The sequence below is a fragment of the Bacillus sp. AFS012607 genome, from assembly GCF_002558005.1.
GTDB lineage: Bacteria > Bacillota > Bacilli > Bacillales > Bacillaceae_G > Bacillus_A > Bacillus_A thuringiensis_S.
This window is the reverse complement of the sequence record NZ_NTVM01000008.1, coordinates 1-26,988: the sequence shown is the minus strand read 5'-3', so window position 1 is coordinate 26,988 and position 26,988 is coordinate 1. Positions and strand designations below refer to the sequence as shown.

Sequence of the window (26,988 nt, the reverse complement as noted above, 5' to 3'; positions counted from 1 at the left end):
TAAATTTTGATATGTATTAATATTGCACCGGATTACCAAAATTGTCTATTTTTCAGACAAATTTGGTAATGAAATTTAATTTCAATTATTAGAAGATTGAAAGGGACTTAATAGAAGATTTAAAAGTTAGATAGTTATTTAATTTTCTATTTATATAGACTTATATGGTTTATTAATTGATGTTCTATTTACTATGTAGTGGCAAGGGCTGCCCTAATTTATAGTTTTTAAATAAAAAATAATAGTCTTTTGTTCTGCATATTTAATGAAAAATAATACTTAAAGGAGTAATTAGAGATGTTGAAAAAAAAGAAAAATTCTAGTGATAGTAATGTGTTTAATATTTTCTTTAGGAGGTGGTGGATTATGGTGGGTAAAGAAAAATAAAAATTGGATATTTGCCGATGGTATACCAATTTTAATGTATCATGCTATAGGAGATCCTCCAAATGGAACAGATAAAAATATGGAAGGATGGTATGTATCAAAAGAGAAATTTAAAGAACAAATGGAATACTTAAAAAAATAATGATAATCTTATTACATTTGATGAATTAAAAAATGCAAAAAATTATAAAAAGCCTATAATAATAACCTTTGATGATGGATATGAAAATAACATGGTTGCATATGAAATATTAAACAAGTTAAAAGATAATAAATTCAAACCAAAAAAAAGATTTCTAAAATAACAGGAAAGAAAGTTTATATATTATCATATCCTTTTGGAAAATTTAATGATATATCGCTGAATCAAGCGAAAAAATATTATAGATATACTGTTGCGATGGGGCATGATAGTAAATGGAAATTTATGTTCATGGTTAGATAATAAAAATTCCCAGAACATTATAATTAATCAGAAATGATGTTTATTTATGCATTAAATCCTCATTTAAGGAAACTTAATTTTTATAAAACTAGGACGGGATTTAATTACTAATTTCTTAGAAAATATGTTTAATAGAATCAAAATTATTTATATCGAATTATATCAATTTAAATAAATTTTAAAATATGGATAATCCTCTTCAATAAGGATTTGTATTTATGAAATTCTTAAACCTAAATAAATATATAGTAGGAATTATTTTCGCGATTTATATATATATTAATATAGCTACCTGGTGCTATTCATGCATTTATGAATGAAATTGTAATAATTGAAAACGAATCGATTAAGCAGTATACGTATAAGGCGAAGTTTATTCGTATAATGTATTTTCTATAATTAAAAAAAAGAGAATATATGAGGTAAATCTTTTTCATAGGATGTGTTAGCGAAATGGAACAACAAATTGGGGAATTACTTATACAATATGGATATTTTGGAATTCTTATAGCCCTTGTTGGCGGAATTGTTGGACTTCCAATACCAGACGAATTTTTACTTACATTTGTAGGTTATAACGTATCAAAAGGAACTATGTCAGGAGTGTTTGCCTTTCTTAGCGGAATGGCTGGTGCAATTTTAGGAATTACATTAAGTTATATACTTGGATTGAAATTAGGATTGCCGATTCTGAATAGATACGGATCTAAAATCTATATTAAAGAGAACCAAATTGAAAAAACACATGCTTTGTTTGAAAAGTATGGCCCTTTCTTTTTAATAATTGGTTACTTCATACCAGGTGTTCGTCATTTGACTGCATATTTTGCTGGAATGTCAAGTTTAACATTTTGGAGATTTTGTTTATATGCATATAGTGGTGCTTTTATTTGGGTTATTACATTTATTGGGCTCGGATGGAAACTTAGTGACAAATGGAATTTTATTGAATATAGTTTGCATCATTATGGAATTCGAATTTTAATAATTTCAACGGTGGTTATATTTATATTTTGGTTGTGCTTAAAAAACAAAAAAAAACTCTAGTTTACTTATTTCCTTATAAAAATAACATATATTTCTCTCATTATGATGCCAATAATAACTATAACGTTTACGATATCATTTTTTCTAATGTAATTTGATGTGATTTAGAAAGGGAAATTGAAGATGAAATCGGGTTATGGATAATAAAATATATGTATATGTAATGGATATCGTATATAAACACCTAATCTGTCTATTTTTAAGACAAACTAGGTGTTTTATATACCGATAAAATATTAGAAAATTAAGTTAATTAGTGGGTGTGATTAAAGGGGAGATGATAGTCGGAATTGTTTGTTTAAAGTCTCTATTAAAATATAATTACTAACTAAAAATCAAAGGATTTTTCCCAGAAGCAAATATTAAATTATTAAGTTAGTTAACTACATATATACTATTCTATGGATGTATTTATCATTCTTTCAGACAAATGTTGTAAATATCATTTTATTTCTTTACAAATTTAAATTAAAAGGGTGAAAAATAAAATGGGACAGAAAGAACACTTTATAGGCACTTGGATGTTAGTTGAATTTTATATTATGAAAGTAAAAGGAGAACCTGTGTATCCTTTTGGAATAAAGCCTAATGGAATGCTTATATACAACAAAGATGGAAATATGAGTGCTACTATTACGGGTGAGAATCAACCAAGTAACGTGAGTATTGATTTTAGAAATACTTCAGCTGAAGAACAAGCATTAGCTTTCCAGCATATTTCATATTGTGGTTTATTTAAAGTAAAGAGAAACATAATCACTCATTACGTACATATAACTCTCTTTCCACAATGGAAAGACACTCAACTCGAACGCTACTATCGTTTTAAGGAAAAAAATAAATTGATTTTAACAACAAAACCTATAAAGATGGCTGCAATGGATGGAATAGGTGTATTAATTTGGGAGAAACAAACTTAAAAAGCGGTGATTTATTTGAAAATTATAATTAAAGAAGTTAATAAAAATGGAATTTCAATACGTTGAGCAAATTCATTCGGGAGAATTTAAAGTATACATTATTGATGATTATGAATTAGGTTGTCCAAAACGAACTGGAACATACGTTATACCTGGAGATGATGGTTTTACATTAATTGATACATGTACGAGCCCTTCTATTCGCTATATTTTAGCTGGGCTAAATGAACTTAAGGTAGAGCTAACTCAAGTCAAAAAATATTATCGTTACACACATACATATTGATCATGCAGGTGCTGCAGGGCTTTTAATGAAATGTTGTCCAAATGCCAAATTATTTGTACATCCTATAGGAACAGCGTTTTTGCACAAACCACATGGGTTAGAACAAAGCCTAAAAAAAGGTTTCGGGAATGACATATTTAATAATCAGTTTGCTCCCCTCATACCAATTAATCAAGCGCGTATTCATTCTGTAAATGATAAAGAAAAATTAAAAATTTCTAAGGGACGTGAGTTGCAATTTATTTATACTCCTGGGCATGCTGATCATCACATTAGTATACATGATCTTGCTACAAATGGAATATTTGCTGGAGATGCAATTGGAGCGTATTTTCATTTCCCTGAAATTCATATTGATTTATATTTACCTATAACTTCTCCACCTCAATTTGACTTTGAAAAAATGATTGAATCAAAAAAAAGGATTGAAAATTTAAAACCAAGTAAAATTTATTTTGGACATTACGGGGCCTCAGCTGAAGTAAACGAGGTATATTGTCAGTTTGATAATTGGTTACACCGTTTTATTGCTATAAGCAAAGAAATTTGGAGAGAAAGGAATAATGACAAAAAAATTAATAATATAATTTCAGAAAAAATCAATAAGGAAATTAAAGATTATCTTACAGAAAAAGGCATGCCATTAAATCATCCATTTTTTGTAAAATTAAAACCGGATATTGATTTTTGTGCGAGTGGAATTATTCGTTATCTAAAAAATCTCAATGGTAATCCATAGTACATATAAATTATAAACAATGTGATGATTGCTTGTTTTAATTCATTTTCTAATTTTAATTATAGAGTTTTAGTGATATATGAATATTGTAGAAAATAAATCTATAACCAAACAACTAGTTGAGCTGAAAATCCGATTAAAAAGCACTCTTTAGAGTGCTTTTTCTTACACAATACATATTACATACTATGAACAATAACACCTTCTACACAAATTTACGAGTAATCCCGAATTCTCCAATAACTTCATAATCTATATCTTGAAATTGGTTAGAAAACGAGTCCAATTTATTAATATCATTGACTACAAGTACAATATCAATAATGGGTTTTGCTTTAAGTCCTGGAGCCGATGAACTTCTAATTGATTGACGACAATAAAGGTGTTTAATTTTCATGTAAAACACTTTTTCTATATCAAAAATAAAACAATAAAGCAATCGAATTATGTGATTATTCAGGTAAAAAATATTCAGAGTTTACGCAATTAAAAACTAAGCAAAAATTAAAAAAGGGTGAACATATTCATGCCTTTATGATTGGGGTAAAGCTAGAATACAATAAAAAGTATGTTGGTATGGAAATGTTGAATTTTTTGGAAAGAGTAGGGATTGAAAAAGGCCATAAATCTCTTTTTGCAGAACTTACAAATTTTCGTTCTCAAAAATTATTTTCTATGTTAAATTGGTCATTCCCTTTGGATAATAATGGTGACCCTATTGGATATACCTATGCTAACGATCCAGTATTTAAAAGTATACCTAGGCATATTAGTCTCACTTGCGATCTTTGTTACAAATTATTAAATTAACTTTTATATCATTAGATGGAAAATTACGATAAAAGAGATTAGATTTAGCCATATGTGATTAATTTATTTCTAACTTTATAATATCAGCATGAATGATATTTTTAGTTTAGTTAGTCTTTCTCAGATTCTAAAAAAATTAAATTTATAGGTAATTAATAATTTTAAAGATTATTAGTTATAATTCTGGCGCGAAAGATATGTCAATTATGGAAGTATAGACTTCTAACGAAATTTATTACTATGAGGGAAGAATGAAGATTTGAGTGATTAACTTAATTTGTTTTTGGGCAGACTTTTTTGCAAAGGCTGTCCTTTTTTATTCCATCACTTTTGGTATAACTAATATTCGTGTGATTAATTAAAAAGATTTCAATCCTAATGTGGTATGTATTCACTTCTTTCAACGTTTCTAATCGGATAAAATTTGATGAAATAGTTGCTAGTTTTGAATAGTCTATAGTAGGGGCTCTTCTATACCATATGATCCTATATTTGTGTTCCAAGTTATAAAGAATGAAAACAATATCGGTAGCACGCATATTTTTACGTTATTATACGTTAAGAAATTCTTAAAACACAATTACAAGAATTCAATGGAGAGTTTGATTTAAACATGATTTTTGAGACATTTTTTATTGTTCTCATTACTTTTTAAATTGGATTGTATTTGTCTTAAATGCCTACGGTTTCTTATATCGAATGTAGCATGTATTATTTTATCCCTAATAGGATTAAACGGATTGAATAAGGGGAAAGAAGCTTCGTCTCAAATATATAAGGATAGTTTACTTCCAATTGAATGGATAGGAGCCGTGGAAACTAACCTATACTTTGTCAATAAGAATCTAATGGAACTCATGGTATCAGCGGATGAACAAAGGGATAGAGAACTTGAGAGGAAAATAGATGAAGTATGTAAAGAAAATGACCAGCTATTGAGGAAATTTGAGCCCATAAAAAGTTCACAAAAGGAAAAAGAGTTGTATGTAGAATTCAGAAATACATTTAATAAATTAAAAGTAAAAATGGAAGAAGTACAAGATTTAGGTTGCAATAATAAAAATGAGGAAGCATATGCTTATTATTTAAAAGAAGTTGAACCTGATATGAAAAGAGCGATACAGTATATTCAAGAATAAATTATTTATAATAAAAACGAGGCGGAACAATACCAGAAAGATAATGCTAGTAGTACAAAAGATACAGTGTTTCTTTTTATCATTGTTTCAATCATCGTGGTTGTAATTATCATATTTATAGGATGCATCATTAAAAGGGCTATTAAACGTCCAATTGCTTTGTTGCAACGTGATATGGATCTAGTAGCAGCTGGCAATCTAACATTTCGTACTTCTTATCGGGAAAAGGATGAATTAGGAAGTATTGTTGCATCCTTTAATAGTATGTTGGATAGTTTACAGCAACTCATTAAGAAGGTAAAAATAACGACACAAGGCGTTATTTCTTCGACTAATAGTGTGTTACAAGATACGTACCACACATCAAAGATATCTAATGCAGCAGTTCAGACAATTAGTAAAGTGAATAAACAAGTAGAAGAACAAGTCAATATTATTCATGAAAGTTCACTGGCAATGGATAAAATAGCGAATGGGGTCCAAACGGTAGCTACTTTAGCATCAACTGTCGTTGAAGTAGCTGTCATTACAACAGAGCGTGCGAATACCGGGAATATCATAGTAAAACAAGCAATTGCTCAAATGAATAATGTCCATAAAACTGTTTAAGAAACATCCAAAGTGATAGAACGTCTTGTTACGCGTACACAGCATATAGATAAAGCACTGGATGCCATTATTAATATTGCCGAACCAACAAATTTGCTCGCTTTAAATGCAACAATTGAAGCTGCACATGCAGGTGAAAATGGAAAGGGATTTGCAGTAGTTGCAGCTGAAGTAATAAAATTAGCTAAGCAATCTAAGCAATTGGCTAGTGAAATTAACGATTTGTTTAAGTCCATTCAACAAGATACAGTTCTGGTAATGAAAAAAGGGAAAAATGAAGCAGAACAAGGAAAAATAACTGCTTATAAGGCGGAACAGGCATTTTCTACAATTATGCAAGATATTAATACAATAACATATCAAATTCAAGAAGTATCGGCTACAACAGAAGAAATATCTGCTGAAGCAGAGGAAATTAGTGCCTCTCTATCAGTAGCTTCAGAAACTTCTACACATGTAACTGAAGATACACTTCAAACTGTTCAAGTGATTCAAACACAAACATTGTCCATTACAGAAATAGCTAATCAATCAATCAATTTAAATGAAAAAGAAGGTTGAAGAACTAGAAATGTTAATTTCAAAATTTATTATTGATAAACAAAAATAGAGTTGCAATACTACCAATAATTATGAAAAAAGATCTATCCGCTATGGTTGATAATTAGTGGAAAATGGAATTATCTATCTCATACGATTGATAAAAAAGGTTATACATGGAAGTTTGGCTTCGCAAAAAGCAAGATTATCAGGCTACTTATGCTTTTATGAAAAGAGTTGTGAAAACGCTGTGAGAACCAACGATTCTCATAACTGACAAAGTACCATCGTTACTTTACGAGTTTAAAAAATTAAGAGAACACAGCTTCTATAAACATGAAATTAATTATATAATCAAACATTTAAATATATTTACTAAACAGTACCATCGACATGTAAAACGATGATTTTCCAAATCCGCGGGATTTCAAATTCTTCGGTATGCTTCACGTACAATCAAAGGAATTGAAATTGTTCATGTAATATATAAACAAAACAGGAGTTATATATTAGACTCCTGTTTTTAAGCTTGTAGTGAACTACAAAAATTATTTATAGCTGCATAATAGATAGAGACAAATCTCTCCCCTAATTTGATGTTCAGAAACTTTGTAATAGAACCCTTTAAATAAATATGTATTGACGTTCTTATGCTAATTAGACTACATGAGTTTAAGAAAGGATTACTTATAAAATGTGATTTGTAGATTTAGAACGTATGATCTTCGAGGAATTGTCCGTACGCCTCTTCAAGATATGAACCATGTTGTTGAGTAAGCAGAGTTATTACAACAGATAGAACAATCTTTTGGAAGAAGGTCTACCTTAAGACAGCGGAACTATTTAAGATGCATAGAAGATATAGTAAGAATTTGCGAGAATAATATAATTGTCAAAATATAAGATCTTGAGTAAAAATTATGTGTGTTTCATTTGCGCTTCAAGAGCCATTCGTTTGTTTTGAAGTAGATGTCAGATTATATGGATGGACCCATCGCATAATTGTTATATGCACGAAGGATACTCCTCTTTCCTTCAGCATCTCTATCAAATCACAAAACTAAGATTATACCGTAGTACCAATGCAAAGTTAATAGAATAATATTTGGTTGATAATGTTCCCCCTTAAACATATTTTTGTCTCCATACTAATCGCACACCTTTTTTTATATTAATATAGGTAAGTTAAAGAAAAGAGTTTCAAACAGTTTTTATTTTTTGACAAGAACACAACTTTAAATATCCGTAATTTAAAATTTTTTTAGATTTGCAAAAAGAACGCAGTATTTTAAAAATTATTACGTTAGCCAAAATCGTATTTTGTTATATAACAATACATTATTGGGCCTATACTATATCATGTCACTCCTTTATTTGATGTGATACAAATTCTCACAAAATAGTCTAAACAGAAAGGAAGTACACGTATGAAGTACAAAAATCGAACACGTGCAAAATGCAAATACAAACAAGCGCTTCTTGTAACAGTAGCAACAATGACACTAGGAGTAAGTACATTAGGAAGCAATGCCTCAGCATTCGCTGATGAAAAAGAAAAGAATGTTATTCAGCAAAAAAGTCCTGGCACTTATTATGAAGATGCTCAAAAAAATCTGGGCTCCCTAGCACGATTTGATACATGGGCACAAGATCTTGGAAAAACAACAGGTGCAGAGAATTATAAAACTACACTTGGTATGGCAGAAAAGCTACTACCAACAATTTATAATGATTTAAATAGTGGAAATTTCAACAATACTGCAAGGTCCATTACGATGTTATCTACAGCGTTGATTCCATATGGAGGAGCATTCATTTCTCCGATAATTGGGATACTTTGGCCAGAAAACGGGCCAAATATAAAAGAAATGCTGCAGGAAATGGAAAACAAACTTGTTGGTATAATGGATGAAAAAATTGAAGCCAAAGATTTAGATGATCTTGAGGCTGCAGTAAAAGGATTGATGGTAAGTCTAAAAGAATTTGAAAACTCATTGAATGGTAATATAGGTGGTGAATATTATTCTGCCCTAGCTGATGTAGACTCACTTAACCGAGGTCGTATAACAGCCATTCAAAAGGGTTTTAACGACCTTATTAGTGCTACTAGTAAACCGAAGTTCAAAATAACAGAACTTCCTCTATATACAATTATTGCAACTGCTCACTTGAATTTCTTGAATACTGTGGAAAAACAGGGAACTTCACCTAAAATAAACTACACAGAAGCAGCCTTAAAAGATCTTCTACAAAATATGAAGAAGAATCACAAGGATTATGCAGATTATATAGAAAAAACGTATACAGAAGGAGAAGCTAGAATCAATAGCAAACTAGAAGATAAACAAAAAATAGAACAAGATTTAGCTGCCGTAAACCAAAAGCTATCGGAAATGCCTCGTAAACCTAAGAATCACACCCACGAGGAAGAGAATAAATTTATAATTCAAAAAGAGAAGCTTTACGCGCAACAAGACTCTCTTGAGAAAAAGTTGTCTGAATACAATGACTTGATGTATCAAAAGAGTGATTTTTATAGCAAGACAAAGGGTAGCGAAGCATTCCAAATAGCATCAACAGGAAAAACGATACCAACTCCAAGTTGGGTTAAAACAGAAGGAACGTGGGTTTGCGAGGCTGGTTTTTGGTTTTATATTGACGCAAAAGGGCAAAAGAAAAGTGATTGGTTCAATGATAAGACACCTGATGGTAAGGATAGATGGTATTACCTTAGCACTGAAACACCACGTCTCGACAATGTAAGGGGGAATGCTTATGTTGGAAAAGGAACAATGCTGACTGGTTGGTTCCACGATACGCGTAAAGATAAGCAGATCATCGGTGTGAATACGAAGACTACTTATGAATACTGGTATTACCTCAGCCCAGAAAAAAATCTTAAAAACTCTGCCGGAGAACTATTTAAGCAGGGACAGATGATGACGAAATGGGTTGAAATTAAGGATACAAAGACTGGTGAACCACACTGGTATTATTTCAATCCTGACGACGGTAGTATGACACATGATAAAAAAGCGGTACAAATTGGTGACAAAAAATATGATTTTGGTTCCAATGGTGTATGTACAACGCCTAACGGTTACTAAACAACGAGATTATCCAACTTGTTTATTTATATAACAATCATTCTATTAAAAACGAGTACTCTATATAGGAAGTACTCGTTTTTCTATAAAATTCCCTAAGTTACGCTGCTATTATTCAAAAATCCTGCATTTTTCACACCTGTTTTTCTCTCTAATCTACGGGTTTTGGTGCATACATTCCAATGAATAAGAAGGATTCCTACCAGAATCGTTCTTTACGCTGGTTAGTCAAAATAATTGATGAATGATTTGTTTTTAATTTTGAACAGACTGATTTAAGATGTGGGGAATAGAATAGAAAATTATTTATTGAGTAAAGAATTAATAGTAATAAAACAAAAGTTGGATTTTCCAAAAGTAACTTTTGGAATACATATAATAGTTTAATAAATATAATAAAAATAAGATTTGAAATATAAAATCCTGTTTCTGACAAAGAGAGCGTTGAAATAGAAGAAATTAACACGAATAGACACCATTAATTGAAGACTTAAATGAGAAATTTAAGTTTTATACATGTCCTTCTGCACTATATACAATCCAATGTAATTAAAACTTTAAATTATATAATAAGAAGGACACCCTTTAGGGGTGTTTTTCTTATTATGTTTTCACTGTATAAACAGTAATTAATTTATCAAGAACACATATTTATAAATACGTATTCTTCAATTTTTGTATTGAAAGTTTAAACGAATCTGTTACTTGATGAAGGAGAAAATATTATAGAGCCTCTAGACAAAAAAATTAGTAATGAAAGAATAACGGAAATTTTCCAAAAGATTTACTATGTAAAAAAACAACTATATAAATTAATCTACTGCAATATTAGATTGCACGTTTTAAAAAGTTTAAAAGATAATGTAAGGTAAAAGAATATCATATTATAATCAAATATTATTAAATAATGGAAGCATCTTCAGCCTGAAATTTCAAAAAGGTTTTGCAGTGCATTTCTTATTTTAAAATTTCGTGTTATAACACGAAATATAAATCTAGTTTATCCCATTAGTAATTGAACAATTGAAAAAAAGTATACTTGATGGTATGCGACTTAAGCAAAAAAAGTGTTTGAATAACATCGTAGAATAAAAAAATATGGCTTTATAATGAAGCAAATCCGTTCCATTTCTATGCTAAAATTCAAATACTTTTGACACAGTTATATCTATTCTTTCTGGAGTAGAAGCCATGCATAGAAGGGGTCCCGTCAACCAAATAACATAAAACCCACGCTAAGACATTTTATGGAAGATAAAAATCCAAATTTCCTACGTTAAGGGGAAAATTATTCCTTCTTGAAGAGAGGGCTGTGTAGCAATGGAACTAGGGATTCGGCCGAGATACGTGTAAAAAGGGGTAGCACCACACATCCATCAACTTAAGGATTTAGACTATTTTTGAAGCTAAAAGCACGTTACTATTCTCTTATGTTAATGAGAAAGGGTGACGTGCTTTTTATGAATATGCATCAAAAACAAGAGTTATCTTTATTTGCCGAAGAGTTATATCGATATATGTCTCCCGCTACACTTAATCAATTAGCTACAGAAGCAGGCGGAATGAAACGAAAACGTAAGTGCCACGGGCACCACCTCTTATCTTTGTGTGTATGGTTAAATCAACAAATCGCTACTACCTCTCTTACTCAACTTTGTAGTCAATTAGAAACTTCAACAGGAATTTTATTAAGTCCGGAGGGACTTAATCGACGATTTAACTCGGCTTCTGTAGCCTTTTTCCGAACTGTATTTACTACACTTTTACAAGCTAAAATTGGAGGAGAATCTAAGATTTCTCATTCTCTTTCTTCTTATTTTGAGCGGATTCTCGTCCTTGATTCTACAACCTTCCAAGTTCCAGATCGATTCGCAACTACTTATCCTGGTGCCGGAGGATGTAGTCATACAGCTGGTGTGAAAATTCAACTAGAGTATGACTTGTTGAGTGGAAAATTTTCTGATGTGGAAATTGAACCAGGAAAACGAAGTGATCAGGCATATAGTGCAACTCGAACAGGCATGGCACAAAAGAATGAACTATATATTCGTGACTTAGGATATTTTCGTCTACAAGACTTTAAGTCTATTCAAGATAAGCAGGGATATTATTTATCACGTCTTAAGTTACCAACTAAAATATATAGAAAGGAATTTGAAACAGTAGTATTTAAAACAAAACCCGCTCAATTGAAACCGGTATATATACAAATTCATTTGGAAGACATCATGAAACAATTACAACCTGGCCAAGTATATGAATTACATGATGTATATGTAGGGAGTAAAGACAAACTGCCTACTCGCATTGTGGTTTATAGATGTACCGAGGAACAAAAACAGAAACGCCTACACGATCGAGCGATTCGCGAAAAGAAAAAAGGGATTACATATACAGAGCGTACGAAACTTTTACAAGGAATTACGGTATATATGACAAATATTCCTACGGAATGGGTACCAAAAGAGAAAATCTATGATTTATATTCACTACGCTGGCAAATTGAGCTGTGATTTAAAGTATGGAAATCTTGGTTTCAAATTCATCGTTGTAAATCTATTAAACAAGAGCGGTTAGAATGTCATCTTTATGGTCAACTCATTAGTATTCTATTATGTTCTTCTACTATGTTTAAAATGAGAGAACTTCTGTTACGTAAGAAACAGAAAGAATTAAGTGAATATAAAGCGATGTACATGATTAAAGATTATTTCTTACTTTTTCATCAAGCATTACACAAAAACACCCAAGAATTATCAAAGGTTCTCCTTCGTCTGTTTAACCTCCTACAGCACAACGGACGAAAATCTCATCGATATGAGAAAAAGACAGTCTTTGATATTTTGGGTGTTGTGTATGAGTATACCACTTCTACTCAACAGATAGCATAGTGAAAAAATTGAAACCCGTCAGGGTTTATTTGATATGCCCACTTTTATAATATCTATAAAAGATAATATAAAACTATATGGAAGGGCCGCATTTTGTATAAAAATATACCTTAAGTTGATGGATGTGGGGTAGCACCACATCACAATCAAGCTAAGAAAAGCAATTACCCCCAAAACGAAAATTTTGTATCTTTTATATCCCTGCATTCTCATTTTTATTTAATGAGAATGCAGGGATACTCAATTTGTAATATTACCGCAACAATTGTAATGATTATTCCGGAAATTAAAAATAGACTTCTAATTCTAAGGGTATTTCCGGTTGTTTGATTGGATTTTGAGAAAGAGTAAGGTAAATACTTTTAAAACAATATAAAACGAAAATTAGGTACCTTTATGCATGTTAAACTAGCATAAATAAGAATACACAGGGAGTTTCAACTCGTTTGAATTTAAAGTGTTTTTAACTCCGATGAAACATGAATCATTCTAATTATTGGTAAAATTAGAATGTAAGATTCAAGTGGAAAGAAGGGGTTAATGTGAAAGAAACAATTAGTAGTTATGAAGATTTATTGAATATGTTAGACTCATTATTGCGCGAACCAACTCAATTTTGGGATGATTTTTATTCTAATCGTGAAAAAGAGATTCCTTTTTTCACGAATAAACCGGATGAGAACTTAGTTAGTTATTTTGAAAAAAAATTACTTAATCCAGGAAAAGTTCTTGAGCTTGGATGCGGTCCAGGCAGGAATGCAATTTACTTTGCTGAAAACGGATGCTTAGTTGATGCAGTAGATTTATCGCAGGAATCAATTCAATGGGCAACAGAACGATCAAAAGAAAAAAATGTAAATGTGAATTTTATTCATGACAATATCTTTGATCTACAAATGGAAAAAGGTACATACGATATTGTGTATGATTCAGGATGTTTTCATCATATTGCTCCACACAGAAGAATGAGTTACATAAACTTAGTAAAAAAGGCTTTAAAACCAGGTGGTTATTTTGCAATCACTTGTTTTGTTCAAGGTGGAGAATTAGGTGGAGCAGACATTACAGATTGGGAAGTATACAGACTACGGAGTCTTAAAGGAGGACTAGGCTTTACAGATGAAAAGTTAAGAACTATCTTTAAAGACTTCTCTGAGATAGAAATACGTAGGATGAAGGGAATTAAACAATCAAATGAAGTATTTGGTGTGCCTGCGTTATGGACAGCCTTATTTAGGAACAATCTTACTGAGTAGTAAAAAGAATGATGTTTTCTTAAACGAATTATATATATTTCTGTTAGTAAAGACTATGCGAACGAAGAAAATCTTCAAAATACATTAAATATATTTGTTATGATTCTAAATTTATCTTCCAATTATTTGCTGAAAAATAGCTAAATTATTAGTATGTATATTTGACTCGCATTGTGCAATATTATACCTATCCTCTAAATCTATCTATATAGTTATAGATAATCTTCTTAAACGTAAAGTATCCAGTGGGGGTTTTCATAGATGTTCCGTTGCGTTCAAATTTATAGTTTTGGGAATAAAGAAACAGAAGCATTTTCGAGAATGACTCAGAATACATCTGAATATTCTAGTAAAATACATTTTTATGTGCTATAAGTGGTTTGTCGTGGGAATGAGAGGCACTCATTTTGAAGACTATTGAACCAGAAATAAAATACGAACGCCTTAGCGTTAATACTTAGGAGTAGAGCTTGCGACTTCAGCAGTGAGAGTATCAAATAACTAGGGAAAAGTTGTATGAATAAAGATAAAAAATATTTTTTAAGAGTTTAATGCTGCATATAGTTATTCGAACTTTAAAATGGAGTATTTGACTAATTTAGATTTTAAAATTCCTAATACAAAAATCTATAATACAGTAAGACTGTAAGGTAAATAACCCCAATCCGTGTAAATATTTGTAGATTTTCGAGCAACTTAATTGATTAAAAATAAATAGAATCCTCCTAATAATTGAATACGTAATGTTTGAAAGGCAGGTAATTCATCACTATGTTTGATCAATTCATCGATTGCAACGTTAACAATATCACTTTTTGCATCTTTTCTAGTACTATACTTTCCATCGAATTTAACATAATTTGACGGCTTGTTTATCAAATATTTTCGCCTTCTGATAGGTACATTTGATGTTTCCAGTACTTGTACGACGATAAGACTCCCGTTTTTCATCACTTGAAATGGTAATTTTAGATGTTTTAGCAAAATTCCTGATAATAACAAATGGAACATCTGTAATGGAAAACATCTTCTGTAACTAAAAAGAATGAATCGTTGCCGTGCCCCTCTTACTAATTAAAAACTCAATATATATTAAATTCTTCAAAAATGATTATTATTAATTGGATGTAAATATATTGAGTATCGTCAAATTTCCCAAAGCGTAAAAAAGGAATTAGGGCGTCTTGGGAACCTTTGTAAATAAAATTAGAATTAGTATGAGCAAAGTCAGAGCAGCTTACTACAGCTTCACTTTTTGTCTGTCGGACGAGAAAAACATACGTACCGAAAAGAATTTGTAAGGATGAAACAACCCGTTCCTTGTGGAACTTTTAAGCTTATATATAAGAATGAGATGAAAAAATAAGAAAAATAGAAAGGTTAAGGTTCTATGAGGTATAGGGTGTCGCAAAAAATTAACACTCAGAAAATAAGAATGTATACAAACAAAGATAACAATGACATTTTTGTCCTCATCCCGTAAATAAATAGTCTAGAAGTTTATAATTTTTACTAATATGATTAATTTAAATAGTTATTCAAATTATTAGTTGGATGTTTTTCTACACCTTTCCTCAAAAGGTACCTATATATTTAAAAATTAGGAGACTTTATAATGCCTAGAAAGGGGTTCATCATTTATGTGAAGGAGGTTGAATTTGGGTATATTCCGCTAGAAAGCGGCTTGTTGGAGAGAACTTTTATTCACTTTTTAAAGGGTAAAGATTTTTATATTACGTTAGGTTAACAAACATGGCAATTTAAATTTCTGTTGTCATGGATAACCGACTTATATCATAAAATAACTTTTTCTTTTAGAAGATAGCTTAAAAATCTAAATTATCTTTAAATTTACACAATAATATTTGTGAAAATTTCTAAAATAGATATAATTTAGGTTTTTATCTTTTTTTTAATTCAAAAATAAAAAATATTTAATTAGAGAGGAAGAGATGTATGGCATCTAATGCACAAAAAATATTTGATGTAGGAGTAGATGGATCTGTAACGCTGCTGAATGACAAAGTTTTTGGAAAAGATGAAACGACGAAAAAAGCCATTGCTAAATTAGGAGGAAAATCATTAAAAGAACTTTATAATAGTGCAAACTCCGGTGATTATACTGAGCTTGTTAAAACTTTAGTACTAGGAGCTGTAGCACTTGTACCATACGGAGGAGCATTTGCATCTTCTGTATTAGGTATAATATGGCCTTTTGGCACTGAGAACAATAAAGACCCTTTAGCACCGCTAAAAAAGGAAATAGAAGCTTTACAGGCTACAATTTCTGCAACAGCTACTGATACATTCAAAGCACATTATGTAACATTATTGACAAACTTACAAAGATTTGAAAATCAACTAAATGATAAAGGAGGCAGTATAGCGACTTATACATCTCATTCAGATGACCTGGGACAACAAGCAGTGCGTATTAATGAAGATTTCAGAAAAATAATTGGAGAATGTTCAATTCAAACGTTACAAACTGAATTGCTTCCTTTGTATACCCTAGTTGCTATGTCTCATTTGGTATTTTTAGACTTTTTGGCACACAATCATGATAATTCTGGACTACACATTGATTCTCAAACTTTCAAACATCAATTGCAGCCAGATATTGATCATACTCTACCAAAATACCGAATACACATACAAGATACTTACGCAGTAAAAAATACGGAACTCCAAAATGATATGGCAAATATATTATCATATTATGGAATTTCGTATTCTGATAATACTCCAAAGCACGTTCAAGAAAATTTAAGTGCTTTAAAAAATCGTAGAAACCAATTGGAAAGGGAATTTAATAATACTATACAAAATAGTAATGGTTTTCCAGTATCATTACCTGATAAGTTAAAAACAATTCCAGAAGATATACAGAAATTCGAAAAGTTAATAGATGAGCGACAGAAATATTATGAATATACATTAGGTAATCCTGGATTTCGTATGTTAGTACCATTTAATAGTTGGCAAATAAAAAATGGGAAATGGTATTATTATGATGATGCTGGTCATGTAGTAACAGGGTGGAAAAATGAGGGGACTAATTATGTGTATTATTTAGATCCAAAAGAAAGTGGAGCTATGGTTACCGGGTGGAAAAGTTTCAATGTTCAGGAACTACTTATAATATCAAGGTTTAGTAACGGAAAACTTTTAATACCTATATCCAAAATTTTAAAGAATACACATTTTAAAGGAGATATGCTTCATATGGATTTATGGTTTTATTTTAATAAACCGCAAGGTGAACCGGGACATATTGAAGGATTTTCAGAAGGTGCGTCCATTTATGATGGTACACATAAAATAAGTGGAAAAGAGTATATATTTGATAAACAAGGTATTTGTCTAAATCCTTAATGCTTTATAATGTTGAAAATTAAAAGAATACACAGAAATAAACACATAGAAAAATCGGTCCTTTTTGGGAAAATGATAGTTGCCTAAACTATGCCCAAAAAGGACCGATTTACTAATTTTAAAACAGTTTAACAATCAACAAACTCTTGATACTCACCGGAGTTTGCACTATTAAATAGCCATTCTTTTATCCATATCTAAACAAAATTCATCATATAGGTTATTATGAGAGTAAATCACAGATGTGAGTGTCCGATAATCTTCTTCCAACCGATTTTTCCATTCTTTTTCGCTGAATAGTTGTTGGATAATTAAATTATTAATGTAAATAATACTAGTGTATAAATAATTGTGATGCATAATCTATGTTATAAATTGTATGAATAAAAAAAACAAAAGCAGCTGTTACCATTACTTTTGTAATATCTGTTTTATTGTGATATATAAATTTTAAATAAATAAAATCTAACTAATTGAGCTGAAAATCCGATTTAAAAAGGCGGTTTCGTTGCAAAGTTAGAAAAAATCTAAAGAGGGCTATAAATTTGGGATAGGATTTAAGCAATCGCTACTGATTTTTGTAATTCTTTGTACGCAGAAAAGACGGAGTCTGATTCAAGACTTCGTTTCTGTTTATATAGGGCTTGAATCGTTTCAATCCCTTTTATGGTACGAGAAGCGTTTCGGATACTTTGAAATCCAGACGATTTCGATGTTTGATGGTACATTGTTTTGTATGTATATAAAAATTGCCTTTCTATAACTTTTTGAACGCACAAAGCAAGGCGGGTTCTTTATCTGTTGTGAGAACCGATGGTTCTGATCAATCTTTTCATAAAAGCATACGCAGCCTGATAATCACGAGTTTTTCGAAGTTGAAAATCCAGTGTATTCCCATCACAATCAATGGTACGATATAAATAACAGCATTCCCCATTGACTTTGATATACGTCTCATCTAAATGCCAAGCATGGTGTGCAATTTTGTTTTTCTTCTTCCAAATTTGATAGATCAAATTTCCATATTCATGAACCCAGCGCATAATGGTTGTAGGGTGAAGAGAAACTCCTCGCTCTTTTAGGATCTCAGATACATCGCGATAACTTAAAGAAAAGCGGCAATAGTAGCCCACGGCTACCAAAATAATATCTTTCTTGAATTGTTTTCCTTTAAAATATCCCATGTATCATTCTCCACACCTCATTTTCTCCCCAGTTTAGCTCAGCTCAAAAAACTTTGCAACAGAATCACCACCACTTAAAATATAATATCAAAATTAATTCATGAAATAATAAAAAATGATTTTAACATATGGAATTTTTGTAGGTCTCTTTTTTGCAACAGAAGAGAGGAAATACAAAATTAAGAATTTAAAGTTCAGTATAGTCACCTAAACACAGAAATTGTGGTTCTTTGATGTAGTTTTTTCTGTTACCAAGGAAATGTTGAAAAATAGAGAATATAGCATTTGTCTAATTTAAATTTTGGAATCTCAAATGTGAATTTAATAGTATAGTAAGATTGTAACACAATGAACCTTCATCCTTTAAAGTATTTACTCATTAGCTTTAAGATTACAATTTATTGAAAGTAAAAAGAACTTGTAATATTGCATACAAGTTCTTTTTACTGCTTTTTTGTATTTGTGAATCTTCGAAATACCTAATCATTCGAAATAAGGAAATTTACTCCATAACCTAATAAAACTAATCATAAATATGAAAGCCTCCATTAAAAACGCTACTATTCCTTTAAAATAATGTTCATAAATTAAATGATGATACGTAAAAAATGATATTAGTTCCCCTGAAATTTTATTTTGATTTATATAAATACTACGTATAATTGTCAAATTTGTCTAATTTTTAGACAGATTTGACGGTGAAAAGTCTCTCCAAATATAAGAAGATTAGGATGGATTAAATAACATATCTGTATATTTGATAATTATTCGAATTATAATTTATAAGGTTTATTAATTGATAATTTATTAAGTAGTATCAGATGTTATTGTGAGTTATCCGATTTTTAGTTTGTATTAAAAAAATCGTGTTTGAAAGAAGTGAGGAAGAATGTTTATCAAAAAGAACAAAAAGTTAGTGATAGTAATCAGTTTAATGTTCGTTTTAGGGACTACTGGATTATGGTGGGCGAAGGAAAATAAGAACTGGATATTTGCTGATGGTATACCAATTCTTATGTATCATGCTATAGGAGATCCACCAAATGGAACTGATAAAAAAATGACAGGATGGTATGTATCAAAAGAAAAATTTAAAGAGCAAATGGAATACTTAAAAAAAAATGATTATGATTTTATTTCATTTGATGAATTAAAAAATGCGAAAAGGTATAAAAAGCCTGTAATTGTAACCTTTGATGATGGGTATGAGAATAACATGATTGCCTATAAAATATTGAACGAATTAAAAGATAGTAAGTTTAAACCAAAAGTTACTCTTTTTATGATATCTAGTCTTATTGATCAACCAAACTATTTAAATCAGAATCAATTAAAACAACTTTCACAATCAGAAATTTTTTCAATTCAATCACATACAGGAAGCCATATAAATTTAACGGATTCCACAGTGGATTTTCAACTAGAATATGAAGAAACGAATAAAAAGATTTCTAAAATCACTGAAAAAAATGTTTATATATTATCATATCCTTTCGGAGCCTTTAATGATGAATCGTTAAATCAAGCAAAAAAATATTATAAATATGCTGTTGCAATGGGGCATGACAGATTTAAATTACAGGATGAAAAAGATGAATTATATAAAATTAAACGATTGACTATTTCGGGTCATGATAGTATATGGAAATTCATTCTTATGGTTCGATAATTTCAATAATTATTATTTTAAGGAATAGAATTTTCAAGTGCTAATCTAGTATTGGTGAAATATTTACATAGAATAAGGAGTTATAATTATGATTACCCTAAAACAAACTAAATATATAGCAGGACTTGTATTAACAACATTTTCGCTGTCGCTTTGCATACATCCAATATCTATTTATGCTAATAGCCATGCACCTCAGCACTTTTTAACCTTACCAAATAAAAACGAGCCGAATTTAGTACCAAAACCAGTGGAAGATGAGAATTGGTTTTTGGGAGAAATGCCTGAAAGTATTGATCATAATAAATTTCCTATTGTCTTTGTACATGGTCTTCATGGGTATGCAAACGAATGGTGGGGAGGAAATGAAATGTATGCGCGTGCATTTAAAGAAGGCTTTCGTACAGCATTTGTATCACTAAATGGTGAGAAAAATAACTGGGATAATGGTAAACAATTGGCCGATATCCTAGAAAGAATTTCCGAATACTTTGGCAGTAAAGTTAATATTGTTGCACATAGCAAGGGAGGAATAGATACACAAACAGCATTAGTTCATTTTGGTGCTCATTCATATGCCAATAATGTAATAACACTGGCTACCCCATTTCATGGAACTGCTTTAGCTGATTTAGCGTATAGCGCCCCAGCAAAATGGCTTATGAAGCTATTAGGAAATTTAGATGATGGAACAGAATCACTTCAAACAAGTAACATGAAACATTTTCGTGAAATAACTGATTCTAATCAAAATATATTAAAAAACACATATTATACAGCTGCAGGAACTGATTGGGGCTCAGTATTTAGTGCGTCATGGTTAGGAGGTGTTTATCTTTCTGGAGTAGGGGGATCAAACGACGGTCAAGTAAATGTATTAAGTACACAATTCCCTTATGGGAAACAGCTTTTTGTAGCTCCTCTCACTCATGAAAATATGCATCAAGGTTCTGCAATATTCGAAAAGATTAATCCTATACTACAAAAAAATAATAATAGTTTACAACCATTTTTTATGGTGAATTCTAAAGTGAAAGAGATTAAACAAAATTCTAAAAACACTGAACAATTTATAAGTGGCGGGATTCTACCGGCACTTAAGACAATAGAAGAAAAAATCTCTATAGATTCTGCTATTCAGGGAATCGAATTGTATATTTTAACCAAAAATGAAGACACTCATATAGAGGTTATATCCCCTTCTGAAAAAAAATATAAAACAAAAGATGTACAAACAGTGCCTATGTCAGAGAATGGGGTGTTTGATGGAAGTTACTTACATCGCATTGCTATTAATCAACCTGAAAAAGGAGACTGGAAATTGTACATGAATAGTACAAAGGAGGATGCCTATTTTATGATGGCCCAATTTAATAGTAATCCGATCATCTCAATAAATATGGCTTCAGTGGTTAAAGCAAATACTTCTATTCCATTACGAATCAAAATAGAAAATTCCGAAATTTTAAGCAGGGCTTCCATGAGAATAAATATTAAAAAAGGAGAAAGTGAAACTTCGCAAAAAATAGATATTAAGGTGATGGAGCAAATAAAAGACAATACTTTTGTTAAAATGATTCCACCTTCCAATAACACAGGGAATTTAAACGTCACGATAGAAATTGAAGGAAAAACAACACAAAATACAAATTTTAGACGTACAGAAGTTCGATCCATTCATGTTTCAGAATGAAGACATGAATACATTTTTAGTATAGTAACCGAGAGTTTTTAAGATATATATATTTTTAATAATCAACTTTAGGAGAAAAATGTAAAGAATCTATATATAAATATTTGTTTCTTTCTTGCATATTCAATTTAGCATATAACCAACTATAAAAGAAATATTTGAAACACTAGAAAGAAGGGATTTTTTATAGCTACTATTATGATTATAACTAATAGGGTTAGCTCACAAGAGTTACTTATAGCACATCTGAAAAAATATAATTATAAGCCCCTTGTTGTAAACGAGTTTGATAATGTTTTAGATCGATTTTGTGAAATATCTCCTGAATTAGTTATTATTGATGTTCCACCACCGAAATTCGACGCATTTTCTTGGTGTCGTCAAATTCGTAACATCTCTATTTGTCCAATCATTTTTTTTTCAAAATTAAATGAAAAAATGGAGCAAATTATGGCATTAGAAAATGGAGCGGATGATTACATAGCTGCGCCATTTCATTATGGAGTTATATTAGCAAGAATACGTAGTCATCTGAGAAGAGTTTACGGTGAATATGCTTCTAAATCAAACGAGAGAATCATTAACCGTTCTGGATTGATTCTATATACAGATAGGATGGAACTGAAATATGATGGAAAATTGATATCATTAACTAAAAAAGAAGGACAACTAGTAGAGCTTTTATTGAAGAACTATCCGAGTTTGGTACATCGAGAAGAAATATTCAATAAACTTTGGGATGGTATGAAATATATTGACGAAAATACATTGTCAGTATATATAACGCGGATTCGCTATAAATTAAAAGAGTTGGGGATTAGAAATGCTCTTGAAACAATACGCGGTTCTGGATATCGCTTACATAATACATGGGAAAAATCAATTCATTCATTAAATTAGAAATAATAAATATTAACGTATTTTATTTCATAATACTTGCAATGCTCTAAGAAAATTATACGAAGTTAATAATTGGTCTTTATTTAATAATTTGTTGATATGAGGCAGTTAGTAGATGATGAGTTTGAAAATAAATAACAAGAAGTGTTTGTGGCGATGAAAATTCGGAGGAAAATATGTTCAAATCAAAAACGCATCCTTTCCTATAACTCTACAGACAGGATAACATCTTTTTCGCTTTATAGGTATTACAAAATCTTAGCTTGATAGCAATGTGATTCTCTCCCAAATTTATCTGGTTTAGAAAAGATAACGTTTTTTGGTATTTGAGAAGTTTATGGACATGTATGGAGGAGGGTTATAGGGGTCACCATATATCGCCATTAAGTTAAGATAAATTTGTATCCATATAGCGAAAAAATCGCTATTCTTTTTGTAGAAATATACAGAAAGGACGGTGTCTTTTATGAATCTTACGATTCAAGGGGTTCTGTTGCAAAGTTTTTTAAGCTGAGCTAAACTGGGGAGAAAAATGGGATATTTTAAAGGAAAACAATTCAAGAAAGATATTATTTTGGTAGCCGTGGGCTACTATTGCCGTTTTTCTTTAAGTTATCGCGATGTATCTGAGATCCTGAAAGAGCGAGAAGTTTCTATTCACCCTACAACCATTATGCGCTGGGTTCATGAATATGGAAATTTGATCTATCAAATTTGGAAGAAGAAAAACAAAATTGCACACCAAGCTTGGCATTTAGATGAGACGTATATCAAAGTCAAAGGAGAATGCTGTTATTTATATCGTGCTATTGATTGTGATGGGAATACACTGGATTTTCAACTTCGAAAAACTCGTGATCATCAGGCTGCGTATGCTTTTATGAAAAGATTGGTCAAGCATTTTGGAGAACCATCGGTTCTCACAACAGATAAAGCACCCGCCTTGCTTTGTGCGTTCAAAAAGTTACAGAAAGACGATTTTTATACACATACAAAACAATGTACCATCAAACATCGTTTCAAAGTATTCGACACGTTTCTCGCTCCATAAAAGGGATTGAAACGATTCAGGCCCTATATAAACAGAGACGAAGTCTTGAATCAGACTCCGTCTTTTCTGCGTATAAAGAACTACAAAAATTAGTAGCGATTGCTTAAATCCTATCCCAAATTTATAGCCCTCTTTAGATTTTTTCTAACTTTGCAACGGAACCGAAAAAAGAAATAATCTTAACTATACTTGACGTTGTATAAGATTAGCTTGATAACGAAGAGTGCTAGGGTACCTTTTTGTAATCAAATGGAACTGATAGATGCAAATATTCCCTAACAATTAGGTAGAGAATATTTGCTTAGTGATATTGTAGTTGAATTAGTTTATTTTTTCTAATCTGAATTTTTGATTATCCTGCCCATTTTTATCAAATAAATCTATTTTTGTTTCAGCAGCTGTGTTATTCCCCGTTATATCTAATACTTTACCGGGTAGTTCATAATTATGAAAGAAGTAGTAGCCGTCTTCTGCAGGTTCCAAAGTCCAATAATGCTCTGGCTTTTCAGCAGTATCGTCTGTAATAAAGACAAAACTGTGATTTTTAGAACCCCAATTACATGTTAATATCCCAGGGTGATTACCTTGTCTGTTTGTGATCATATAAGCCTTCTTACTTTTATCATAGTGAAAAGTCCAATCGTTTCCCCATATATCCTCATTAATCCCCTTCAATACTGTGCTATGTTGAGTAGTATTTAATACCATGGAAGGGGCCGATTTAGACACTATTTTGTAAGTTCCGACGATAGAACCGCTGTTAGGGTCTTCCATTTCTCCTGTTTTTGAATTGAAGTAATACCATTTACCATCAATTTCGACCCGTCCAGTCATCATTTCCCCTTTTTTAAATATTTCACCCTTATAATTTTTCGTATCGTCTGCAGGACTGAGGTAATACCAGTTAGAACCAATTTCAAGCCATCCAGTTTTCCGTTGACCATTAGAATCAATAAATGACCATTTATCATTTACTTTTTTCCAAGCTCCTACTGCTAACATTTGAAATGCAGTGTTACCCCATGTTTGATTGTAATAGTTCTTTAGTTCTATGCTTAATTTGTCACATGTCTCTATATCTTTATCAATCTGTGTAACTTTATATGAAAGTGTTCCGTTTCTATCACCTACTGATCTTATATATCCGTTTAATTCCTTTTGTTTCTTTTTTAAAACTTCTTCGTAATTAGTTGCATCAATTTCACTTAACCTGTATTTTTTTTCAATATCTTCTATTTTCTTGATGACATCTTTATGCTTCTTATTATACGTATCTTTTATATGTTTTGTATACTCTGTAGTTTTTTCTTTTAGGTTATTAAAGTTAGAATTGAAGGTACCTTTATCAATGCCTGCATCCGTTTGGACCTCGTCCAGTTGCATAGATTTTAAAAATGCTAGATGAGAGGTGGCAGTAATTGTATATATAGGAAGTTCTGCTTCTTCTAGTTTCTCATCTTTAGAAGAAGCATGTATAAGTTCTACAAATTTGTTATCAGCGTTGATCGCGTTAGTCTTACGGGTGGATTTTTTAATCCCCTTTTCAATCATTGAGTATTCGAATTTTTTTTGAAAATCTAATAGTGTTTTGTAGCTACTCTGAATAGCATCTCAAAAGGATTGAAACATTAGAATATATTTTTCTAATAGAGTTCATGGGATAGTAGAGCCGAATTGAGATGTACTGAAATTATTGAATGCATTTAAATTTTATTCTAAATCGACTTATTATGAAATATCTAGTTTCTCTGTCCTAAAGACAAACTAGATATACTCGAAGTCTTTGTATAATTCAAATATAAAACATGCTAATTTACAATAAATTTTAATAACGATTAGAAACGACAAGAGCGGCAAGTGAAGGTTCTGGCGCAAATAAAGTATATATTTCAAAGAACAATGGGGATTCCTACCAGAATCTTATTTTACGCTGTTAATCCAAATAATTGATGAATGAATTGTTTTTGATTGTGAACAGACTGATCTCGTAAATCAATCTGCTCTTTTTTAATCATATGCATGGCTTCTACGCCTGCAAGAATACATGTAGCTGTACGAAAAGATTTAAATCCTAACATAGAGCGTATACGTTTTTTAATGAAACGATGATCTTGCTCTACGATATTATTTAAATATTTTATCTGCCTGATTTGAATGCCTGACGGCATTTTTTCTTTTTCTTCAACCTGGTGATAGCAATGGGATAGGTGGGATTTTTATCAACTGTGATTGTACGAGGTTTTGAAACATGAAAAGATCGCTAAGCCTTCTTAAGGAATCGCCTTGTAGCCTGAGGGTTTCTAGATTTACTGAGATAAAAATCAATCGTGTTCCCTTCAGAATCAACAGCACAATATAAGTACACCCATTCTCCTTTTACGTACGTTTCATCTACTCTCCAAGAATTATTCGTTTATTTGAAATGACGTCGAATTCGCTTATCTAACTCCAGCCCATATTGGTGGACTTATCGCATAATCGTTGTATGAGCCAAGGATAGTCCTCTTTCTTCCATCATTTCTACCAATTCACGAAAACTAAGATTGTACCATAGGTGCCAGCTTACAGTTAATAGAATAATATTTGGCTGATAGTGCTTCCACTTAAACATATTTTTTGTCCTCATACTAATCACACACCTTTTTTTAATATTAAAATAGGTCAGTTAAAGAAAAGAGTTTCAAACAGTTTTTATGTTTTGACAAGAACACAATTTTAAATCTGTGTAATTTTAGTTTTTTTAGATTTGCAAAAAGAACGCAGTATTTTTTCAGAAAAATTATGTTAGCCAAAATCATTTTTTGTTATGTAACATACTTTATTGAGCCTATACTATATCATGTCACTCCTTTTTTTATTAAAATCTTCTACTTTACTAATTATTAATTCTTGATAACCTATATTCTAATTCTATATTTACGTGCGCCCATACGGGCATTT

16 protein-coding genes and 7 pseudogenes are annotated in these 26,988 nt (G+C 30.9%); 17 read left to right on the top strand and 6 right to left on the bottom strand.

Annotated features, from left to right (window positions below; translation table 11 throughout):
• Nucleotides 1-322: 322 nt before the first annotated feature.
• The 5 genes from CN409_RS32175 (at nucleotide 323) to CN409_RS08980 (ending at nucleotide 3,824) form a co-directional block, all read left to right on the top strand.
• Nucleotides 323-529 carry a hypothetical protein gene (locus tag CN409_RS32175; RefSeq protein WP_052508614.1) on the top strand — a complete coding sequence of 69 codons (207 nt, stop codon included), beginning with the start codon at nucleotides 323-325 and terminating at the stop codon, nucleotides 527-529.
• A gap of 756 nt (nucleotides 530-1,285) precedes the next feature.
• On the top strand, nucleotides 1,286-1,879 hold the full coding sequence (locus CN409_RS08995) for a DedA family protein (RefSeq protein ID WP_044306763.1): 594 nt from the start codon (nucleotides 1,286-1,288) through the stop codon (nucleotides 1,877-1,879).
• Nucleotides 1,880-2,367: 488 nt separating this feature from the next.
• Nucleotides 2,368-2,799 (top strand): lipocalin-like domain-containing protein, encoded by a 432-nt coding sequence (locus tag CN409_RS08990; RefSeq protein ID WP_097981695.1) that lies wholly within the window; start codon nucleotides 2,368-2,370, stop codon nucleotides 2,797-2,799.
• Between the two features lie 46 nt (nucleotides 2,800-2,845).
• The gene (locus CN409_RS08985; protein WP_097981697.1) at nucleotides 2,846-3,085 is read left to right on the top strand and encodes an MBL fold metallo-hydrolase; all 240 of its coding nucleotides are present in this window, start codon (nucleotides 2,846-2,848) and stop codon (nucleotides 3,083-3,085) included.
• 25 nt (nucleotides 3,086-3,110) lie between these two features.
• Nucleotides 3,111-3,824, top strand: coding sequence for an MBL fold metallo-hydrolase (locus tag CN409_RS08980; protein WP_240518625.1), 714 nt, complete (start codon nucleotides 3,111-3,113; stop codon nucleotides 3,822-3,824).
• A 205-nt stretch (nucleotides 3,825-4,029) separates the two neighbouring features.
• Here CN409_RS08980 and CN409_RS08975 read toward each other — a convergent pair whose 3' ends face one another.
• A complete protein-coding gene (locus CN409_RS08975; protein ID WP_052508613.1) occupies nucleotides 4,030-4,221 on the bottom strand; it encodes a GrpB family protein in 192 nt (63 codons plus the stop codon).
• Nucleotides 4,222-5,374: 1,153 nt separating this feature from the next.
• On the opposite strand from CN409_RS08975, the gene CN409_RS32775 reads away from it, so the two are divergent.
• Both CN409_RS32775 and CN409_RS32770 read left to right on the top strand, forming a co-directional pair.
• Entirely contained in the window at nucleotides 5,375-5,773 is a 399-nt protein-coding gene (locus tag CN409_RS32775; protein ID WP_373605287.1) for an MCP four helix bundle domain-containing protein, read from the top strand.
• 189 nt (nucleotides 5,774-5,962) lie between these two features.
• Nucleotides 5,963-6,943 (top strand): annotated as a pseudogene (locus CN409_RS32770) (methyl-accepting chemotaxis protein); the annotation flags it as partial.
• Nucleotides 6,944-7,865: 922 nt separating this feature from the next.
• Here the strand turns inward: CN409_RS32770 and CN409_RS32275 are convergent.
• Nucleotides 7,866-8,055 (bottom strand): annotated as a pseudogene (locus CN409_RS32275) (IS6 family transposase); the annotation flags it as partial.
• Nucleotides 8,056-8,349: 294 nt separating this feature from the next.
• Here CN409_RS32275 and CN409_RS08960 point away from each other — a divergent pair.
• The 4 genes and pseudogenes from CN409_RS08960 (at nucleotide 8,350) to CN409_RS08945 (ending at nucleotide 14,176) form a co-directional block, all read left to right on the top strand.
• Nucleotides 8,350-10,029 (top strand): insecticidal delta-endotoxin Cry8Ea1 family protein, encoded by a 1,680-nt coding sequence (locus CN409_RS08960; protein ID WP_044306759.1) that lies wholly within the window; start codon nucleotides 8,350-8,352, stop codon nucleotides 10,027-10,029.
• A 962-nt stretch (nucleotides 10,030-10,991) separates the two neighbouring features.
• Nucleotides 10,992-11,226, top strand: a pseudogene (locus CN409_RS32765) (IS6 family transposase); the annotation flags it as partial.
• A gap of 263 nt (nucleotides 11,227-11,489) precedes the next feature.
• Nucleotides 11,490-12,920: pseudogene (locus tag CN409_RS08955) on the top strand (IS4 family transposase).
• A gap of 542 nt (nucleotides 12,921-13,462) precedes the next feature.
• Nucleotides 13,463-14,176, top strand: coding sequence for a class I SAM-dependent methyltransferase (locus CN409_RS08945; protein ID WP_097981700.1), 714 nt, complete (start codon nucleotides 13,463-13,465; stop codon nucleotides 14,174-14,176).
• 696 nt (nucleotides 14,177-14,872) lie between these two features.
• Here the strand turns inward: CN409_RS08945 and CN409_RS08940 are convergent.
• Nucleotides 14,873-15,055, bottom strand: coding sequence for a hypothetical protein (locus tag CN409_RS08940; RefSeq protein WP_044306757.1), 183 nt, complete (start codon nucleotides 15,053-15,055; stop codon nucleotides 14,873-14,875).
• Between the two features lie 736 nt (nucleotides 15,056-15,791).
• Here CN409_RS08940 and CN409_RS32535 point away from each other — a divergent pair.
• Together CN409_RS32535 and CN409_RS08935 are read left to right on the top strand one after the other, a co-directional pair.
• Nucleotides 15,792-15,923, top strand: coding sequence for a hypothetical protein (locus CN409_RS32535; protein ID WP_255260086.1), 132 nt, complete (start codon nucleotides 15,792-15,794; stop codon nucleotides 15,921-15,923).
• A 209-nt stretch (nucleotides 15,924-16,132) separates the two neighbouring features.
• The gene (locus tag CN409_RS08935; protein ID WP_044306756.1) at nucleotides 16,133-17,551 is read left to right on the top strand and encodes an insecticidal delta-endotoxin Cry8Ea1 family protein; all 1,419 of its coding nucleotides are present in this window, start codon (nucleotides 16,133-16,135) and stop codon (nucleotides 17,549-17,551) included.
• A gap of 557 nt (nucleotides 17,552-18,108) precedes the next feature.
• Here the strand turns inward: CN409_RS08935 and CN409_RS08925 are convergent.
• Nucleotides 18,109-18,735, bottom strand: a pseudogene (locus CN409_RS08925) (IS6 family transposase).
• 889 nt (nucleotides 18,736-19,624) lie between these two features.
• Between CN409_RS08925 and CN409_RS08920 the strand changes: the two are divergent.
• The 4 genes and pseudogenes from CN409_RS08920 to CN409_RS08905 all read left to right on the top strand — a co-directional run bounded on the left by CN409_RS08920 (nucleotide 19,625) and on the right by CN409_RS08905 (nucleotide 24,155).
• Nucleotides 19,625-20,404, top strand: coding sequence for a polysaccharide deacetylase family protein (locus tag CN409_RS08920; protein WP_240517832.1), 780 nt, complete (start codon nucleotides 19,625-19,627; stop codon nucleotides 20,402-20,404).
• Between the two features lie 88 nt (nucleotides 20,405-20,492).
• A complete protein-coding gene (locus CN409_RS08915; RefSeq protein WP_097981701.1) occupies nucleotides 20,493-22,097 on the top strand; it encodes an esterase/lipase family protein in 1,605 nt (534 codons plus the stop codon).
• A 186-nt stretch (nucleotides 22,098-22,283) separates the two neighbouring features.
• On the top strand, nucleotides 22,284-22,997 hold the full coding sequence (locus CN409_RS08910; RefSeq protein WP_391485513.1) for a response regulator transcription factor: 714 nt from the start codon (nucleotides 22,284-22,286) through the stop codon (nucleotides 22,995-22,997).
• Between the two features lie 532 nt (nucleotides 22,998-23,529).
• Nucleotides 23,530-24,155 (top strand): annotated as a pseudogene (locus CN409_RS08905) (IS6 family transposase).
• Between the two features lie 214 nt (nucleotides 24,156-24,369).
• On the opposite strand, the gene CN409_RS08900 reads toward CN409_RS08905, so the two are convergent.
• Nucleotides 24,370-25,599, bottom strand: coding sequence for an insecticidal delta-endotoxin Cry8Ea1 family protein (locus CN409_RS08900; protein ID WP_097981703.1), 1,230 nt, complete (start codon nucleotides 25,597-25,599; stop codon nucleotides 24,370-24,372).
• Nucleotides 25,600-25,973: 374 nt separating this feature from the next.
• Nucleotides 25,974-26,674, bottom strand: a pseudogene (locus CN409_RS08895) (IS6 family transposase).
• Nucleotides 26,675-26,988: the final 314 nt, after the last annotated feature.